The organism is Acinetobacter sp. YH1901134, assembly GCF_013416965.1.
In the GTDB taxonomy this organism is placed as follows: domain Bacteria; phylum Pseudomonadota; class Gammaproteobacteria; order Pseudomonadales; family Moraxellaceae; genus Acinetobacter; species Acinetobacter amyesii.
In genome coordinates, this window is record NZ_VPEW01000003.1 from 371,727 (window position 1) to 389,716 (window position 17,990).

17 protein-coding genes are annotated in these 17,990 nt (G+C 39.9%); 1 reads left to right on the top strand and 16 read right to left on the bottom strand.

The genetic code is table 11. From position 1 onward, the window contains the following. Positions 1–17 precede the first annotated feature (17 nt). The 11 genes from dnaB to ppsA all read right to left on the bottom strand — a co-directional run bounded on the left by dnaB (position 18) and on the right by ppsA (position 11,741). Positions 18–1,457, bottom strand: a complete 1,440-nt coding sequence (gene dnaB / locus FTV50_RS03355; RefSeq protein ID WP_078188586.1) for a replicative DNA helicase — start codon at positions 1,455–1,457, stop codon at positions 18–20. A gap of 238 nt (positions 1,458–1,695) precedes the next feature. After that, positions 1,696–2,142 (bottom strand): 50S ribosomal protein L9, encoded by a 447-nt coding sequence (rplI, locus tag FTV50_RS03360; protein ID WP_078188585.1) that lies wholly within the window; start codon positions 2,140–2,142, stop codon positions 1,696–1,698. 9 nt (positions 2,143–2,151) lie between these two features. Further along, on the bottom strand, positions 2,152–2,379 hold the full coding sequence (rpsR, locus tag FTV50_RS03365; RefSeq protein WP_004278792.1) for a 30S ribosomal protein S18: 228 nt from the start codon (positions 2,377–2,379) through the stop codon (positions 2,152–2,154). 12 nt (positions 2,380–2,391) lie between these two features. Next, complete coding sequence (gene rpsF, locus FTV50_RS03370; protein ID WP_004696436.1) at positions 2,392–2,778, bottom strand: 30S ribosomal protein S6; 387 nt, start codon at positions 2,776–2,778, stop codon at positions 2,392–2,394. A 518-nt stretch (positions 2,779–3,296) separates the two neighbouring features. Next, positions 3,297–4,175 carry a heme o synthase gene (cyoE, locus tag FTV50_RS03375; protein ID WP_180023503.1) on the bottom strand — a complete coding sequence of 293 codons (879 nt, stop codon included), beginning with the start codon at positions 4,173–4,175 and terminating at the stop codon, positions 3,297–3,299. 10 nt (positions 4,176–4,185) lie between these two features. Further along, positions 4,186–4,512: a cytochrome o ubiquinol oxidase subunit IV gene (locus FTV50_RS03380; RefSeq protein ID WP_078188582.1), complete on the bottom strand. Its 327-nt coding sequence runs from the start codon at positions 4,510–4,512 to the stop codon at positions 4,186–4,188. Continuing rightward, positions 4,512–5,132, bottom strand: a complete 621-nt coding sequence (cyoC, locus tag FTV50_RS03385) for a cytochrome o ubiquinol oxidase subunit III (protein WP_078188581.1) — start codon at positions 5,130–5,132, stop codon at positions 4,512–4,514. The genes FTV50_RS03380 and cyoC overlap by 1 nt, the downstream gene beginning before the upstream one ends. A gap of 4 nt (positions 5,133–5,136) precedes the next feature. Next, positions 5,137–7,125 carry a cytochrome o ubiquinol oxidase subunit I gene (gene cyoB, locus FTV50_RS03390; RefSeq protein ID WP_078193968.1) on the bottom strand — a complete coding sequence of 663 codons (1,989 nt, stop codon included), beginning with the start codon at positions 7,123–7,125 and terminating at the stop codon, positions 5,137–5,139. Between the two features lie 3 nt (positions 7,126–7,128). Continuing rightward, on the bottom strand, positions 7,129–8,196 hold the full coding sequence (cyoA, locus tag FTV50_RS03395; RefSeq protein ID WP_078193967.1) for a ubiquinol oxidase subunit II: 1,068 nt from the start codon (positions 8,194–8,196) through the stop codon (positions 7,129–7,131). A gap of 301 nt (positions 8,197–8,497) precedes the next feature. Continuing rightward, the gene (locus FTV50_RS03400; protein WP_180023504.1) at positions 8,498–9,280 is read right to left on the bottom strand and encodes an RDD family protein; all 783 of its coding nucleotides are present in this window, start codon (positions 9,278–9,280) and stop codon (positions 8,498–8,500) included. 82 nt (positions 9,281–9,362) lie between these two features. After that, on the bottom strand, positions 9,363–11,741 hold the full coding sequence (gene ppsA, locus FTV50_RS03405) for a phosphoenolpyruvate synthase (protein WP_111884281.1): 2,379 nt from the start codon (positions 11,739–11,741) through the stop codon (positions 9,363–9,365). A gap of 153 nt (positions 11,742–11,894) precedes the next feature. Here ppsA and FTV50_RS03410 point away from each other — a divergent pair, with 153 nt between their 5' ends. Beyond that, positions 11,895–12,731, top strand: coding sequence for a pyruvate, water dikinase regulatory protein (locus tag FTV50_RS03410; protein ID WP_078193964.1), 837 nt, complete (start codon positions 11,895–11,897; stop codon positions 12,729–12,731). Between the two features lie 980 nt (positions 12,732–13,711). Here FTV50_RS03410 and FTV50_RS03415 read toward each other — a convergent pair. The 5 genes from FTV50_RS03415 to FTV50_RS03435 form a co-directional block, all read right to left on the bottom strand. Next, complete coding sequence (locus tag FTV50_RS03415) at positions 13,712–14,284, bottom strand: flavoprotein (protein ID WP_180023505.1); 573 nt, start codon at positions 14,282–14,284, stop codon at positions 13,712–13,714. 263 nt (positions 14,285–14,547) lie between these two features. After that, on the bottom strand, positions 14,548–15,024 hold the full coding sequence (gene yiaA, locus FTV50_RS03420) for an inner membrane protein YiaA (RefSeq protein ID WP_180023506.1): 477 nt from the start codon (positions 15,022–15,024) through the stop codon (positions 14,548–14,550). Between the two features lie 233 nt (positions 15,025–15,257). Continuing rightward, positions 15,258–16,265: an LLM class flavin-dependent oxidoreductase gene (locus FTV50_RS03425; RefSeq protein ID WP_180023507.1), complete on the bottom strand. Its 1,008-nt coding sequence runs from the start codon at positions 16,263–16,265 to the stop codon at positions 15,258–15,260. Between the two features lie 178 nt (positions 16,266–16,443). Then, positions 16,444–16,971 carry a hypothetical protein gene (locus FTV50_RS03430; protein ID WP_168377731.1) on the bottom strand — a complete coding sequence of 176 codons (528 nt, stop codon included), beginning with the start codon at positions 16,969–16,971 and terminating at the stop codon, positions 16,444–16,446. 289 nt (positions 16,972–17,260) lie between these two features. Then, the gene (locus FTV50_RS03435) at positions 17,261–17,689 is read right to left on the bottom strand and encodes a glycine zipper domain-containing protein (protein WP_078193959.1); all 429 of its coding nucleotides are present in this window, start codon (positions 17,687–17,689) and stop codon (positions 17,261–17,263) included. Positions 17,690–17,990: the final 301 nt, after the last annotated feature.

Consider the following 17,990-nt stretch of genomic DNA (forward strand, 5'->3'; position numbering starts at 1 on the left):
TGGATGATAAAGAGTCTTTACTCTTCATCATCATACTGAGCATAAAACTCAGGGGAGAGGTTACTAAATTTGGTGTATTGACCTTCGAAGGCAAGACGCACAGTACCAATTGGACCGTTACGCTGTTTACCAATAATAATTTCTGCAGTACCTGCTTCTTTAGACTCTTTGTTATAAACCTCGTCGCGGTAAATAAACATGATCAAATCGGCATCCTGCTCGATTGCACCCGATTCACGTAAGTCGGACATCACTGGGCGTTTATTAGGACGGTTTTCCAGTGATCGGTTCAACTGTGACAGTGCAATTACTGGGCAGTGCATTTCTTTAGCCAGTGCTTTTAAGCTTCGGGAAATTTCCGAGATCTCGCCAACACGGTTATCGCCCATACCGGGTACTTTCATAAGCTGCAAGTAATCGACCATGATACAGCCAAGTTTACCGCCGTGCATTTTGGCAATTCGTCGAGCACGGGCACGTACTTCCGTTGGCGGTAGTGCAGATGAGTCATCGATATACAAATTCTTTTCTTGTAGATGCACAATAGTACTGGTCACTTTTGACCATTCATCAGCATCCATTTTACCTGCACGCAAATGCCCTTGATGTACACGACCGAACGAGGATATCAAACGCATCGCAATCGAGTCCGCGGGCATCTCCATAGAGTAAACTAGAGCGGGCAGGTTATTATTAAACAGCACACTTTCAACCAAGTTCATGGCAAAAGTGGTTTTACCCATCGATGGACGGGCCGCCACAATAATCAAATCGCCTGCTTGCATACCTGAGGTTTTATTATCTAGTTCAACAAATCCAGTGGTTAAACCCGTGATACTGCCTTCAGTTTGTGAAAGTTCATTCAACTTATCAAAAACACTAGCAACGACAGAGTTAATAGCTTTAGGGCCTTGTGCTTTGGCGTTGTTGTTGTGTTGCTCGGCAATCGAGAAAATATTGGTTTCTGCGAGATCTAAAATTTCACTGACCGTACGACCCTTGGTGTCATAGGCATTTTGTAAAATTTCTGAGCTGACTTTAATCATGCTGCGTAAAGTGGAAAATTCTTTAATTTTTGCAGCATACGTTTCAAGGTTATAGAAACTTGAAGGTGAATCTGACATGAGTTGCATCAGATATTCTTCGCCACCAGCTGCATCGAGCAAGTTTTGTTTAATCAGCCAGTCATTGACCAAGACCGCATCATAAGGTGAGCTATCTTTTGACAGTTGATCGATGGCACGGAAAATATATTTATGACGGGTCGCATAAAAATCAGCTTCAGTCAGTACATCACCCACTTGCTCAAAAGATTCTGCAACGGTCATCAGTGCAGCAAGCACGGCTTGTTCAATCGCAAGGTTATGGGGTGGGGTACGAAACTCTTTCAACGAACTTTGTTCTGTGGTTTTTGCTGTTGGCGTAGAGTTTGGCTTGCTGGCATTCGCCTGTGACATAAAAATCCCTGATGCTGAAACCATTTAATGTGATGGAAATGGGTGCTAATTACAGTTTTTTCAACTCTTCATTGAACTGAAATGATAGGCGTTTTCTACAGAAATGCGAACAAGTATTTCCGATTAATTCGTCATACATTGAATTGAATGAAGAGTTAAAAATATAAAAAAGTTGGAGCACTATTTTTTACAGATAAAAAAAGAGCATGCGTAAGCATGCTCTTTTCTTTGCAAGAAATTACTCAGCTACGATAGTAACTAGAACTTCTGCAACAACATCATGATGCAATTGGATTGCGATGTTGAATTCACCAGTGTTGCGAAGCGCACCATTTGGTAAACGAACTTCTGCACGGTCTACAACAAGACCAGCATTAGTTAACGCGTCAGCGATGTCACGAGTACCGATAGAACCGAATAGTTTACCTTCGTCACCAGCTTTAGCAGTGATCACGATGTTAACTTCGTTCAATTGGTCAGCACGTGCTTGAGCAGCAGCTAATACTTCAGCTTCTTGTTTCTCAAGTTCAGCACGACGAGCTTCAAATGCAGCAGTGTTAGCTTCAGTAGCAGCAACTGCTTTACCTTGAGGGATAAGGAAGTTACGGCCGTAACCAGCTTTAACTGAAACTTTATCGCCTAATTTACCAAGGTTTTTAATGCGTTGTAATAAGATAATATCCACAGCTCAACCTCACTTATGATTGTCAGTGTAAGGGATCAAAGACAAGTAGCGAGCTTGTTTGATAGCAAGCGCTAATTGACGTTGGTAACGAGCTTTAGTACCTGTAATACGGCTAGGAACAATCTTGCCGTTTTCAGTGATGTACTGTTTTAAAGTGTCGATATCTTTGTAGTCGATGTACGTAACGTTCTCAGCTGTAAAGCGGCAGAACTTGCGACGACGGTAAAAACGTGCCATGTTATGTTCTCCTTATGCTTCAGCAGAGTCTTGAGCTTGTTGTGCTTCTTCACGTTGAGCTTTACGCGCACGTTTTTCTTCAGCACTCTTAGCCAATAGTGACTCTTCAGTGATAGCGTTTTCACGACGGATGATAAGGCTACGAATGATTGCATCGTTATAACGGAACAATTCTTCTAGCTCATCAAGAGTAGTTTGACCACACTCAACATTCATAAGAATGTAGTGAGCTTTGTGGATCTTGTTGATTGGGTAAGCCAATTGACGACGGCCCCAGTCTTCAAGACGGTGAATTTGACCTTCAGCTTCTTTGATGTGAGTTAGGTAACGTTCTACCATACCCACAACTTGATCGCTTTGGTCTGGATGTACCAATAGTACGATTTCGTAGTGACGCATTGTCAGCTCCTTACGGTTTAGGCAGCCCCAATCGTTAATTGATTGAAGCAAGGAGTCACAACCAAAGTTGTGTCGCAAAATTTGCGAAGCGTGAATTTTAGAGCGTTTAGGTTTGAAATACAAGGCATACACCTAAAAAGGCTTAATTATTTTGTGGTTTAATGACTATCTTTAATACACAGCTAGAATCGGATGCAGATTGTAAAATAGGAGATATGTTTTTAATTGCGGGGAGCTTATCTTGTATTTGATGAGTTACGATCATATAGACGTTGTAATGATATAAATTTGATTTAAATTAAAGATCTTTTGTCATATTTGATTGTAGATATCGATTTGAATGCTAATACGAATATGAAATATTTTTGTACTTGTCTGAAATCTATTGTACATGGGTGGATATAGGGAGAATCAGCGTTAAAACAGTTTTAGTATGTATAGCAGTATTTCGACTTAAATTTTTGCTTTGCATTGAAGATGCCTAGAAATAAAAAAAGATAGAGTAAAACTCTATCTTTTTAAAAAAATACAATTGGCTTTAGAGGGGCAGTGGAAGTGAAACTAAAAATTAAACTAATCACTGTGATCAATTTGACTGAAAACATGAAATATTGTTTTGCCCAAATTTGATCATCTTCAGCTTTGAATCCTTGAATGGTCAGATAAATCCAATACAGACTTAAGGCATTCAGGACAATCATATAAATCCAATTTGCATAACCAAAAAAGAATAAACCATTCATGGTCATGCAGAACAAAAACACATAAACCAAAGACTCAACTTTGGTACGGTGAATTGAACGAGCTACAGGTAAAATTGGAATACCTGCATTTTTGTAGTCATCAAATCGGTAAACAGCAATTCCCCAAGAATGAGGCATTTGCCAAAATGCATAACCAATAAAAATCAGTAATGCACCTAAATCAAACTGGTTTGCAACAGCCGTATACCCGATTACAGGTGGCGCTGCGCCAGAAAGACTACCGATAATGGTTTGATGGATTGTTGTTCGTTTTGTCCATAAGCTGTAAAAACCAACGTATACGACAAAACCAATAACAGCAAAAAGAAAAGCGTAAGCATTTACCCAGAACCATAAAATGCTAAAACCAATTACACCTAAAACTAAAGCAAAAACTAAAGCAACAGGAATCGAGATTGATTTTTTTACCATCGCACGATTTTGTGTGCGTTGCATTTTTGAGTCGATGTCTTGGTCAATAACGTTATTGACAACACAACCAGAAGCGACCACAAAGAGGGTGCCTAAGAGGGTAAGAAGCAACAGAAGGAAATCTACAGAACCTTGGGCAGCTACAAAGTAGCCACCCAAAGCGGTAACAAAGTTACCAAAGAGAATTCCTGGTTTAGTCAGGAATAAATACTTTTTCAGCATGACGACCAGTTTAGATCATCATGTTGAAGTGAAGGTAGTTCATAATCCACACAGAACCTACTAAAAGGATAGCAATTGTGAGGATTGTATAAACAAATGCAATCACGTTCCAGCGTTGCTCTGAAGAAGAGTTCATATGCAGGAAGTAAACTAACTGAATAAGAACCTGAGCAACCGCAGTAATCGCGATTACGGCAACCAATAGACCACGGCTAAAACCACCTGCCATTACCATACCGAATGGAATTACGGTAAGTAGAACAGAAAGGATAAAACCGATTGTATATTGTTTAACGTTACCGTGAGCTGCACCAGCAGAGTTATGATCGTGACTCATTAGATAACTCCCATCAAGTAAACAACGCTGAATACACAGATCCAAACGATGTCAAGGAAGTGCCAGAACAAGCTTAGGCAAGCAAGACGACGAGTGTTTGGAAGTGTCAAACCATATTTCTTGATTTGGAACATCAACACAAGCATCCATACCAAACCAGAAGTTACGTGAATACCGTGCGTACCAACTAAAGTAAAGAACGCAGATAAGAACGCACTTGTGCTTGGGCCATGACCAGCATGAACTAAATGATTGAACTCATAAAGTTCCATGCCAATGAAGGCTGCACCAAATACCCAAGTAACTGCTAACCAAGTTAAAACTTGACCAACATTTTTCTTGTATGCTGCAAGAACAGCAAAACCAAAAGTTACAGAAGAGATAAGAAGGGCGAAAGTTTCAGTTAAAACGAAACCTAAAGATTCACCAAACAGCTCTTGTGCACTTGGCGTACCCACTGGAACGTGGCTACTTAATACAGCGAACGCGATGAAGAGTGTCCCGAAAAGAACCAAGTCACTCATCAAGTAAGTCCAGAAACCAAAGACAGTGATGTCAGTATCATCGTGATGATGATGTTCGTCATGTCCGTGGTTGTCGTGATGAAGTACTTCAGCCATTGTCTTAGTCCTTCTTCAAATGTTTTTCAAGAAGCGCGTAGCGTTCATTTTCAATACGTTCAACTTCTGCAGCTGGAACATAGTAGTCCACTTTCTTAGTGAAAGAAGAAACGATGAAGCTGATAATTGAAGCAATGAAAGTTACAACGACTAACCACCAGATATGCCAGATTAATGCGAAGCCCATAACTGTAATAAACATTGCAATTACGAAACCTGCCGCACGGTTTGTAGGCATATGGATGTCTTCGTATGTAGTTGGCTTAGCGTAAGCAACACCATTTTCTTTGTCAGTCCAGAAAGTATCAATACCATTGATCTTTGGAAGATAAGCAAAGTTATAGAATGGTGAAGGAGATGAAGTAGCCCACTCAAGAGTACGACCATCCCAGATATCGCCAGTAACGTCCATGTTGTCTTTGCGTTGAAGGAAACCAACAACGATTTGCATAACAAAACAGAAGATACCGATAGCAACCAATACAGAACCAAATAAAGCGATCGCTAAGTACGGATCCCATTCAGGGTTGTCATATGTATTCAAACGACGAGTCATACCCATGAAACCAAGGATATAAAGTGGCATGAATGCAAAGTAGAAACCGAAGAACCAGAACCAGAACGCTGCTTTACCCCAAGTTTCATTCAATTTCCAACCAAACATTTTTGGCCAGTAGAAAATGATACCCGCGAACATCGCGAACACTACACCACCAATAATTACGTTATGGAAGTGAGCGATAAGGAATAAAGAGTTGTGTACTAAGAAGTCCGCTGGTGGAACTGCCATTAATACGCCTGTTAAACCACCAATACCGAAAGTCACAAGGAAGCCAAGTGTCCAAAGCATTGGAGTTGTATAGGTGATGCGGCCCTTGTACATGGTGAATAACCAAGAGAAGATTTTCACACCAGTAGGGATCGCAATGATCATGGTCATGATACCGAAGAACGCGTTAACGTTGGCACCAGCACCCATTGTAAAGAAGTGGTGAACCCATACAACTAGTGAAAGAACACCAATTGCTACAGTTGCGTACACCATAGATTTGTAGCCGAACAACGCTTTGCGTGAGAACACAGCAGTAACTTCTGAGTAAATACCAAAAGCTGGTAATACCAAGATGTAAACTTCCGGGTGACCCCAAGTCCAAATCAAGTTTACATACAACATTGGGCTACCACCCATGTCATTTGTAAAGAAATGGAAGCCGAAGTAACGGTCAAGTGAAAGCATTGCAATAGTCGCAGTCAAAACTGGGAATGTTGCAACGATAAGCACTACAGTAACTAATGCAGTCCAAGTGAAAATAGGCATGTCCATAAGTTTCATGCCAGGCGCACGCATTTTGATGATGGTAACGAAGAAGTTAACACCAGTAAGAAGCGTACCTAGACCAGAAACCTGAAGTGCCCAGATATAGTAGTCTACACCTACACCTGGAGAGTATTCGATGCCAGAAAGTGGAGGGTAAGCCATCCAACCTGTTGCAGCGAATTCACCAATTGCAAGAGAAGCCATCATCAAGCCCGCAGCGCCGGCGAATAACCAGAAGCTAAGAGAGTTTAATAATGGGAATGCTACGTCACGTGCACCAATTTGAAGTGGTACAGCAACGTTCATTAAACCAACAACTAGACCCATTGCTACGAAGAAGATCATGATTACGCCATGGGCAGTAAAGATCTGGTCATAGTGTTCTGGGTGTAAGTAACCTTCACCGCCACCTTTTGCAAGGAACAGTTGAAGACGCATCATAATCGCATCGGCAAAACCACGCACAAGCATGACAATTGACACGAGGATATACATGATACCAATTTTTTTATGGTCTACAGATGTGAACCATTCGTTCCACAAGTAGCCCCATTTTTTAAAGTAGGTGATACCAGCAACAATTGCGATACCGCCAAGGATCATCATTGCAACAGTAACCAACACGATTGGGTCGTGTGGAATTGCATCTGGTCCTAACTTACCTAATAAGCTCATGTCTTATTCCCCTGCAACAGTCGCATGTTCAACGCCTGCATGAGCTTCAGAAGCAGCAGCTTCGTGTCCAACAGTAGCTGTATGATCAGCACCGTGGTAGTTGCTCATGTATTTGTTAATCACTGATTCGAACAATTTAGGTTCAACTGAAGAATAGTAAGTCACTGGGTGTGGCTTAGTAGGGTAAGGCTTCATTGCTTCAGCTAGAGCCTTCTCTTCAGGAGTAGTTGCTTTGGCAACTAAAACTTCGATCTGGTGTTTAGAACGGTTGCCGTCACGTAAGGTTGCAAATTCAGCTTGGTCTAAAACAGTTTTTTGAACCGCTTCAGGATTAACTGAAGAACCATTACCGGCTTTAACAGCAGAAACCCATTCAGCAAACTGAGCATCAGTCACAGCATGTGCACGGAAGCGCATTTGTGAGAAGCCATAACCTGAATAGTTAGAAGAGAAACCACGGAAGCCTTCAGCAGGACTAGTTTCATCAGCTAATAAGTTCAAGTGAGTTTGCATACCTGCCATAGCATAAATCTGACCACCTAACGCTGGAATGAAAAATGAGTTCATTGTGAAGTTAGATGTTAAACGAAGGCTTACAGGAGTTTTCTCAGGGAAGCGGATCTCGTTTACAGTCGCGATGCCTTGTTCAGGGTAGATGAAGATCCATTTAAATTGTTCAGCAATAACTTGAACAGTTAAAGGAGCTTTATCTGACTCGAGTGGACGGTAAGGGTCATACTTGTGGGAACCCCACCAAGTTAACCAAGCTAAAATAGCGATAATAATTACGGGAATACCCCAAACTACAACTTCAATTGCAGTCGAGTGTGCCCAAGTAGGTGCATAGTCTGCATCTTTATTTGACGCGCGATATTTCCAACCAAACCAAAGAGCCATAAGTGCTGATGGAATAACTACCAACAACATTAGGTAGATCGCAGTAAGCATGAGGTTTGACTGACCTTCAGCAACTGGACCTTTTGAGTTTAGAAGTACCATATCACCACCACACCCAGTTAAGAGTGCAGCGATCGCAGATAAAGACAATACAGCTAAAATTGTTTGTCTCATTTTACAACCTCGGTGAAGAGTCCCATTCCCTAATTTTTAAAATTGGGATAGCGAATAAAGTGTCGCATGATTGTGATTTTTCAGATATGAAAAAAAGTTCACAATGATGTGACACCGCTACGTTGTAGGGCATTATGCCTGATATCGGCAAACTAAGCTATACATAAAGATGCTTTAAATGACTGTATTAAAACCCTATTTTGTTGGTCGGGATTGTGTTTTTTTTATCTGAATTTTATTTTAATTTCAATGTAATGCACAAAAAAGGGATGAGAAATTCATCCCTCAATAAAAGTGAAAGTTATTGGTTTATTACTTTGGTTTTTGCTAACTTGTCATGCAAAGTTTGACGCTTTTTGCCGAAAATAAAAACGGAATCAATGATTGCGCTTAAAGGCATCGATAAAAAGTTCAGAAAAATAAATAAAACACTACGTAAAGTGAAGCCACGCATGAGGTTGACAGGTTGGCTGGTTTCGGCATCTACGATTTTAATTTTGGTGATTTTTTTACCAATACTTTGACCAGATTTAGCAATCAAATACGCTTGAATGAAAAGCATAATGAAGAGGTAAGCAAACATTGCAATCCAAGCTTGGTTGGGAAACATCTCAACCATTTGTGTTTGTAGTGCTTGTAAAACATTAGGGTCAGCATTTGGGGTCATTACAGCTTGCATAAACTGTTCATTTAGATTGGCAAATTGTGTCTTTTCACTTGGATTAAAAAATGCCGTTAAGATAAAAGTTGCCGGTATCCAAAGCAGTAAATCAACGATCTTAGCCAAAACACGTTTAGGAATACTTGCTAGGCTAGTTTGCAATTTTACAGCCTGAGGTTGTGTGTAGGTATTTGATGGCGTAGTTGTAGTTTGATTTGATTCGAATGCTGTCGGTGCTATATAACCTGCAGGCATATAAACCAACTGACCTTGAGTGAGTTCACCTAAAGCTTTCCATTCGGTCATACCTTGGTGCCAAACCAAGTCCGTGAGTAACACTTGTTGGCTCGCGAGCATTTGGTTAAGTTGTTCTAAGGTATAGGGACCAGCTTGTTGGTTATTTCGTGCCAAGTAAATCTGCATAAAACTAAAATCTCAAAAAACGTCTGTAAAAGTATAAATAAAAAAAAAGACCCACATGTGGGTCTTTTTTTAACACAGTTTATTAAGCTTGTTGAGCTTTTTCTTCAGAAAGGAAGAACCAAGTGTCTAATACTGAGTCTGGGTTAAGCGAAACAGACTCAATGCCTTGTTCCATTAACCATTTAGCTAGGTCAGGGTGATCTGAAGGGCCTTGACCACAAATACCTACGTATTTGCCAGCTTTACGACAAGCATGGATTGCCATAGAAAGAAGTGCTTTAACGGCTGGATCACGTTCATCAAATAGGTGAGAAACGATACCAGAGTCACGGTCTAGACCGAGTGTTAACTGAGTTAAGTCGTTAGAACCGATAGAGAAACCGTCGAAGTGTTCAAGGAACTGTTCAGCCAATAATGCGTTAGTTGGAAGTTCACACATCATGATCACTTTAAGACCGTTTTCACCACGTTTAAGACCGTTAAGCGCTAACAATTCAATAACACGTTTCGCTTCAGCAACAGTACGTACGAAAGGAATCATGATTTGAATGTTCGTTAAGCCCATTTCGTCACGTGCTTTTTTCAGTGCGCGGCATTCAAGTTCGAAGCAGTCACGGAAATTGTCAGACACATAACGGCTTGCACCACGGAAGCCAAGCATTGGGTTTTCTTCTTCAGGTTCGTATAACTTACCACCGATTAAGTTTGCATATTCGTTTGACTTAAAGTCAGACATACGAACAATCACTGGTTTGTCAGCAAACGCTGCAGCAAGTGTAGAAATACCTTCAACTAGTTTTTCAACATAGAATTCGATAGGAGATGCATAACCCGCAGTACGTGACATTACAGCAGCACGAGTTTCACGTGGTAGGCTGTCAATATTAAGCAATGCTTTAGGATGTACGCCGATCATACGGTTGATGATGAACTCAAGACGAGCAAGACCAACACCTTCGTTAGGAATTTGAGCAAAGTCAAATGCGCGGTCAGGGTTACCTACGTTCATCATAATTTTGAACGGAAGTTTAGGCATAGATTCGATAGAATTACGTTGGATTTCAAAGTCCAAAGCACCTTCGTAAATAAAGCCTGTGTCACCTTCAGCACAAGAAACAGTCACTTCTTGACCGTCAGTCAATACTTCAGTCGCATTACCACAACCTACGATTGCAGGAACACCAAGCTCACGTGCAATAATCGCAGCGTGACAAGTACGGCCACCACGGTTAGTGACAATCGCAGCTGCACGTTTCATTACTGGTTCCCAATCTGGGTCAGTCATGTCAGATACAAGTACGTCGCCGTCTTGAACTTTGTCCATTTCTTTGATCGAAGTCACGATACGAACGCGACCAGAACCAATACGTTGACCGATTGAACGACCTTCACAAATAACATTACCTTTTTGTTTAAGAAGGTAGCGTTCCATTGTGCCCACGTTTTGGCGGCTCTTCACAGTTTCAGGACGTGCTTGAACGATATAGATTTGGCCATCATCGCCATCTTTCGCCCATTCGATGTCCATTGCTGAACCGTAATGGTTTTCAATGATCAATGCTTGTTTAGCAAGTTCTTGAAGTTCGTGGTCATTTAAAGCGAATTGTTGACGATCTGCTTTTTCAACGTCTACAACAACCACTGATTTACCAGCAGCGCCTTCTTCACCATAAATCATTTTTTGGTGTTTAGAACCAAGGTTACGACGTAATACAGCGTGTTTGCCTGCATTTAAAAGTGGTTTAGATACATAGAATTCGTCAGGGTTTACAGCACCTTGTACAACCATTTCACCCAAGCCATAAGAAGCTGTGATGAAAACTGCGTCGCGGAAACCAGATTCTGTATCTAGTGTAAACATTACACCAGCTGCACCTGTTTCAGAGCGAACCATGCGTTGAACACCTGCAGATAACGCAACGACGTCATGTGCGAAATTTTGGTGTACACGGTAAGAAATTGCGCGGTCGTTATAAAGTGAAGCAAATACTTCTTTAATCGCAATAAGGACGTTGTCGATACCACGGATGTTCAAGAAAGTTTCTTGTTGGCCAGCAAATGAAGCATCTGGTAAGTCTTCTGCTGTTGCAGATGAGCGAACGGCAACCGCAATATCAGGGTTGCCGTTTGAAAGAGCTGTGAAAGCCTCACGAATTTCTGTTTCAAGTTCAGCTGTAAGCGGAGTGTCTACAATCCATTGACGGATTTTTGCACCAGTTTCAGCAAGTGCATTTACATCGTCAACATTGAGTGCAGCAAGTTCAGCGTTAATTTTAGCGTTTAGGCCACTTTGCTCGAGGAATTCACGATATGCTTGAGCTGTAGTAGCAAAACCACCAGGAACAGATACACCAGCATTTGCTAGATGGCTGATCATTTCACCTAATGATGAGTTTTTACCACCCACGAGTTCTACGTCGTGTTTCCCTAATTTTTCTAGACCAATTACGCGCGCTTCCAAAGTTGTTACTCCACTTTTGCAGTATTAATCACTATCTTGGCATGAAATTATAACAAATTACTTAGCATTCTAAATTTACTAAGTGACAGTCATGTAAGATGGTTTACTATAAAGATTATATAGCACTAAGACAAATTTTGGAGGAGAATTTTAATGTCAGAAGGTAAACAGATTCAGCGTAGTGTTTTCTTTGTTTCGGATGGTACCGCGATTACTGCAGAAACCCTTGGACACTCACTGTTAGCACAGTTCCCTCATGTAGATTTTGACATTCATATTATTCCATATATTACCTCTGAAGAAGCTGCTACAAATGTGGTTGCAGAGATCAATCTTAGAGCGCAGCAAGACGGTCAAAAGCCTTTGGTGTTTGATACCCTTGTAGACCCGTATGTACGTGACATTATTAATACTGCAAATGCGATAAATCTTGATGTTTTTGAAGGGCTTATTAGTAAATTGTCTGACGAGTTGGGCACTGCACCTACGACTTTAGTCGGTCAGACCCATGCAGTAACAGATTCTGAGTCTTATAAAGCACGTATTGATGCGGTGCATTTTGCTTTAGATAACGATGATGGGGCACGTACTCGTCATTATGATAAAGCAGATTTAATTTTAATTGGAGTATCACGTTCGGGTAAAACACCAACTTCAATCTATCTCTCTTTGCAATTTGGTATTCGTGTAGCTAATTATCCTTTGACAGAAGAAGATTTGGATGACAATCGTTTACCTGCAGTTTTACGTGAGCACAAACATAAGTTGTTTGGCTTGATGATTGATGCAGAGCGCCTTGTAGCAATTCGTTCAGAGCGTAAGGCCAATAGTCGTTATGCAAGTTTTAGTCAGTGCCAAATGGAACTACGTGCGATTGAAGGTATTTATATTTCTGAAGGAATCAAATACTTAAACGTGTCAGAAATGTCGATTGAAGAAATTTCAACACGTGTTTTACAAATGACCGGACTGAAGCGTCGCATTGGTTAAGTGTAAATTGAGCCACTTTGGTGGCTCTTCTGATGATAATAAATTACTGTATAAATTATATAAAAATAGTATTAATTTCTGGTTTGTCATACTTTTAATGAATGATAAATATTTAAGATATTGATGAAAATTTTCCTCAATATTTAGACTTAAATTTTAAGCAATTTTTGCATTCATTTGTGTACCAGTTCGATGAATTTCTTTGGCTGAAAATTTATAAAATATGGCCAAATTGACAGCACAAATCTTTTATAAAAATCCGTGTTTTGCTGTATTTTTATCTATGAATTAAGCCTGAATAATCCACTTGATATGAGTTGTATAAATACAAGATTTAGCTAATATGGTTTAATATTTAATCAATTTTTCAATAATACTGATTTAACTGCTAAAAAAATAGGCAAAAAATAGAATAAAAAATAATCAAACAGTTGCTTTTGGATACTAAATATAAAGAAATGGCACCATTTATTTAATTGATGTGGGTGAAAAATAGTCAAATTAATAACATTCAGGCTCTAAACTCCGATATAAATTGATATTTAAACTGGATTTCAATCTGTTATTTTCCTATTAAATATAGATAACAATATAGGTAAATATCGGTTGAACATAAGCATCAATATAAATTTTTCAACTTACAGTTAAGGAGTAAATAGAGCTGTGTAAAAAAATAAGCACTGAAAAAATTATTGGTTTGACTAATCTTCTTATAGCTATATTGATCATAATTATTTCAAAGTTACACCTCTATAAACTCGCTCTATCTACAGGTGTAGTGCTGATGCATGATTTATGCAATAGAGCTGATAAAGCTATTTTTCATTTATGAGTTTATAAGAATTTTTAGCCTTATCGAATTGAAGTATCCAATATAGCAGGGGAGCTACCAAAAGCCGCCAGAGATGGCTTTTGGTATTGTGATTTTTGATCAATCACAAAAATTTAATAGATGTCATGTGAAAATAATTGCAATATCATTACTTTTCTTTGGATTGGTTAGATTCACTGCGAACAATGACATCACACTCAAACGTATGCTCATCTAAAGCCGTGATTGAATTACTCTGAATTTTTGCAATTGGCCAAGTATTTAAGATGCAGTTTGGCTGCTGTAATGCTGCATAATAATGATCAGATTTTAGGAAGGTTTTGTTCTGAATTGCGGTATTTGGACTGAGTAAATGTCTTAACCAATGGTTCGGCACTTGATCTTCTAAAAAGCGAATCGCCAAAATACTCTTAATACGATTGCTAAATAAACGTCGATTTTTTGCAATCAGTGGGTGCTGGATTAATTTATTCAGTAGACGTTCGGTGCGTGGTAAGACAAATTGCGGTTTGATTTGATAGACCATGATGTTATCTGCAACCTGACATAGATGGTGCAATTCAGAGACCACATGCTGATCTATCCCAATAATTGCGATTTTTTGCTTCTTAAAGTCATAATCTTTGATCTGTTCTGAACTGATGATCGTTCCACGAAAGTGTTCAAAATCCTCTAGATGATTATTAAAAATATGGTGGGTTGCATCCTGCTTGTTGGCCATATTTATTCCTTGTCTTTTGTTTTTTTAGTTGAGTCTTAGATAGGAATATATTCTGTGATGGGCCAGTCGGGGTAAAGCGTTTTTTCAGTCTGATGAGTCATACAATTTGTCTAGAATTGATTTGCTTGGCCCTTGTCATTTATACATTTCTAGGAGTGAACTGATTTTTTTATGCGTTGTAGTTCATTAACCGCTCAAGCAGATCGATAAAACAATGAGCGACCTGCATGAACAGCTTTTGAGATCTATAAATTTTGTGAGTTTTAAAGTGGTTCATCATCTGATGAGTTATAGTCAAGCTGACTCGTGGTTGAATGTTTAAGTTCGGGTTGATCTGTATGGGTACGTAAATAGTCCATATCACGAATATTTTTTTGTACAGCAACTGCACCAAACAGACTCATTAGGAAAGCCATCATGTAAAAACCTTTTTCACTTAATGCCAGTTCAGCATTCCATAGACCAATGGCAAGAAGTACGAGGCAAATAATGACGGATACCCAGCACAGTCCAAAGTAGATTGCAGTGACATGCATTCCTTCTAAACGGTCACGAATGATTTTTTGTAGTGAAACCGATGAAAATAATCCATAAAGCAATAAAATGAGATAAAAGCCTTTTTCATTCAACATCATATTTGCATTGAATAAACCTATGCAAAACACCACAGCGCCTAAGATCAGTGCACACCAACTTGCTGCGATAAATGCGGGTGTGGGTTTATTAATATATTGGCTCATCTGCTTATTTTTCTCTTTGTTTTGCTTATGTTTAATATTTATACAGCAATAAAAATGAGTAAAGCAATTATTTCGTTGAGGCAATGATGGTTTTTAAGTACAGGTTTGGTCGTTGTTAGCCGAAACCATATTATCTGTTGACTGCTATCCGTCTAAAGAGCCACAAAAGACGCAATCACAATTCTACCTTTAGACGGATTAAACGCTTGGATTAGATCATTAAGTTTAGAGTCTTAAGTGAGATCATTTTTGATTTGCATTAAACGCTCGAAGTTTTCAATGCGCTTATCGGTATCGTAAATGTCGCAGGTGAAAATAAATTCATCAACGTCATATTTGGTGAGTAGGTTTTCTAAACCTGCTCGAACGGTTGCATTTGAACCGACTTGTCCCATAGCGTAGAAATTATCAACAGACATCTTCTCTGCAGCAGACCATAAGCCTTGCATACTGTCGACTGGAGCTTTGAGTTTTAAACTTTGACCGCGCATTAAACCTAAAACCCGTTGGTAAGCACTTGTTGCCAGATATTCTGCTTCTTCATCTGTTTCAGCAACAACCGTTGGTACGCCCATAGAGACATAAGGTTGATCTAAATATTCGGATGCTTGGAAATTCTCACGATATAGCTGAATTGCTTGTCCAAGCATGCGTGGTGCGAAATGTGAAGCAAAAGAATAGGGTAAACCTAAACGTGCAGCGAGTTGTGCACTGAACAGACTTGAACCTAAAAGCCATACTGGAACATGTGTATTTTGTCCCGGTGTGGCAATGATGCGCTGCTGTGGCTCAGGTGCTTTAAAGTATTGCAATATCTCAAGGACATCCTGTGGAAATTGGTCTTCGGTTTCCTGACGGCCACGGCGTAGTGCGCGCATGGTGGTTTGGTCGGTACCTGGTGCCCGACCTAAGCCGAGTTCAATACGTCCAGGATATAACGTTTCAAGTGTGCCAAATTGTTCAGCGACAACTAAAGGGGCATGGTTGGGCAACATAATCCCACCTGAACCGAGCTTGATAGATTGTGTATTTGCTAAGAGATAACCGAGTAAAACCGCAGTTGCAGAACTTGCGATGCCATCCATATTGTGGTGTTCGGCTAACCATAGACGCTCATAGCCAAGTTGTTCTGCTTTCTGTGCTAACTGGAGTGCATGTTTGAGTGAAAATTCGATGGTTTTATCATCTCGAACAGGTGCGAGTTCAAGTACTGAAAATTTTGTATCGGTTAGAGTACGCATGTTTTCTCTCAGAGATCTTTATATCGAAATAATACGATATAAAATACCTAATGTATATCGAATAAATTCGATATGGTGTGGGGCGGTGTAAAAAGACAACTTTAGATATATCTAAACTTTTTTTATATACAAAAAAAGCACCCGAAGGTGCTGATTTTTTTCCATTGAAATATATCGATTAACGTTTACCGTTTTTGTACCAACCTAAGTGACGACCATTGTCTCCACGGTAGCCTCGGTCGTTGTAGCTATAATTATTGGTACGATAGCCACGGTTGTTATAACGACGGTCATAGCGATCATCATAACGACCATTATAACGGTCATCATAGCGACGGTCTTCAGACACTTTTTTACCTAGTGCAGAACCACCAGCTGAACCAAGTGCAGCACCGATATAACCACCGTTTGTGCCGCCCATGTTTTTACCTACGGTATAACCACCCGCGCCACCAAGTGCACCACCGATGATGGCACCATTACGGTCACGTTTGTTTGCCGATGCTGCTGCACCTGCACCGCCACCAATTGCTGAACCAATCATTGCGCCAGTTTGGCCGCCAACTTGGTTACCGATTGCTGCACCAACAACACCACCTAAAGCAGATGTTAATGCAGTATTGGTGCTATTACCTGCATGTGTTGCAGTCATAGTAAGTGCTGAAGCGGCAATTGCTGCACTGAATAGAATTTTATTAATTTTCATTTTTAAACTCCTTACGAAGCATGATGTTTATCTGTTGATATCAATATATGAAAACACATAGCGAATATTTGGAGCGTGATGTGAAATAAAATACGTGTTCCGTTGCTGCAATGTAAATTTTGCACTTTATTTCTACATGATTGATGGCTTGGTTGGAGAGAAGGTAAATCTACATATGTATGAGGTGCAATAAATAAAGTTGTATTTATCATTTGAAAAAAGGCGATACATAAAAAAGCACCCGAAGGTGCTATTTTCACTATTCAATAAGGACTCACTAATTTTTGAATTAGTGACGACGACGGTAACGTTTTTTGTATTTACGTTCTTGGTGTTTGTCGTAAGCTTTATCTTTAGAGATTTTATTACCTAGAGCAGCACCACCAGCAGCACCTAGTGCAGAGCCGATGTAACCACCGTTTGTACCGCCCATGCTTTTACCAACAGTATAGCCTGTACCACCACCTAAAGCACCGCCGATAGCAGATTCTGTACGGTTGCGTTTATTACTTGCTACCGCAGCACCACCAGCACCACCAAGAGCGGCACCAATTGTAGCGCCGGTATTACCGCCCATGTTTTTACCAATTGCAGTACCTGCAACACTACCTAATGCACTAGCTGCAGCAACGCGTGTTGTACTATCTGCATTTGCAGACACAGTGAACATAGAAGCAGTTGCTAGAGTGGCTGTCATTAAAAGAGTATTCAGTTTCATAGTTCACTCCATGTCCTTCATAAACGCGAGGACTTTTTCATAATCATTTCGATGGCAGTAAATGTAACAAAACTATTCGTTATAAATATGGAGAGCTTTCTCTTTATTTGGTGATTTGAGTGTCTAGTTTGTATAAGTTTTATTAATATTGTGAAAAAAATGGTCGAATGCAGAAAATCTGTACGACTTTGTGGAGAAAGGTAGGAGTGATGAATTTCACACTTTCTTATCTCGGGTCATTGATAGGCCAAAAAACAATATATATGTCATTTCAGACCCATTATCGGTACACTAGCCCCAT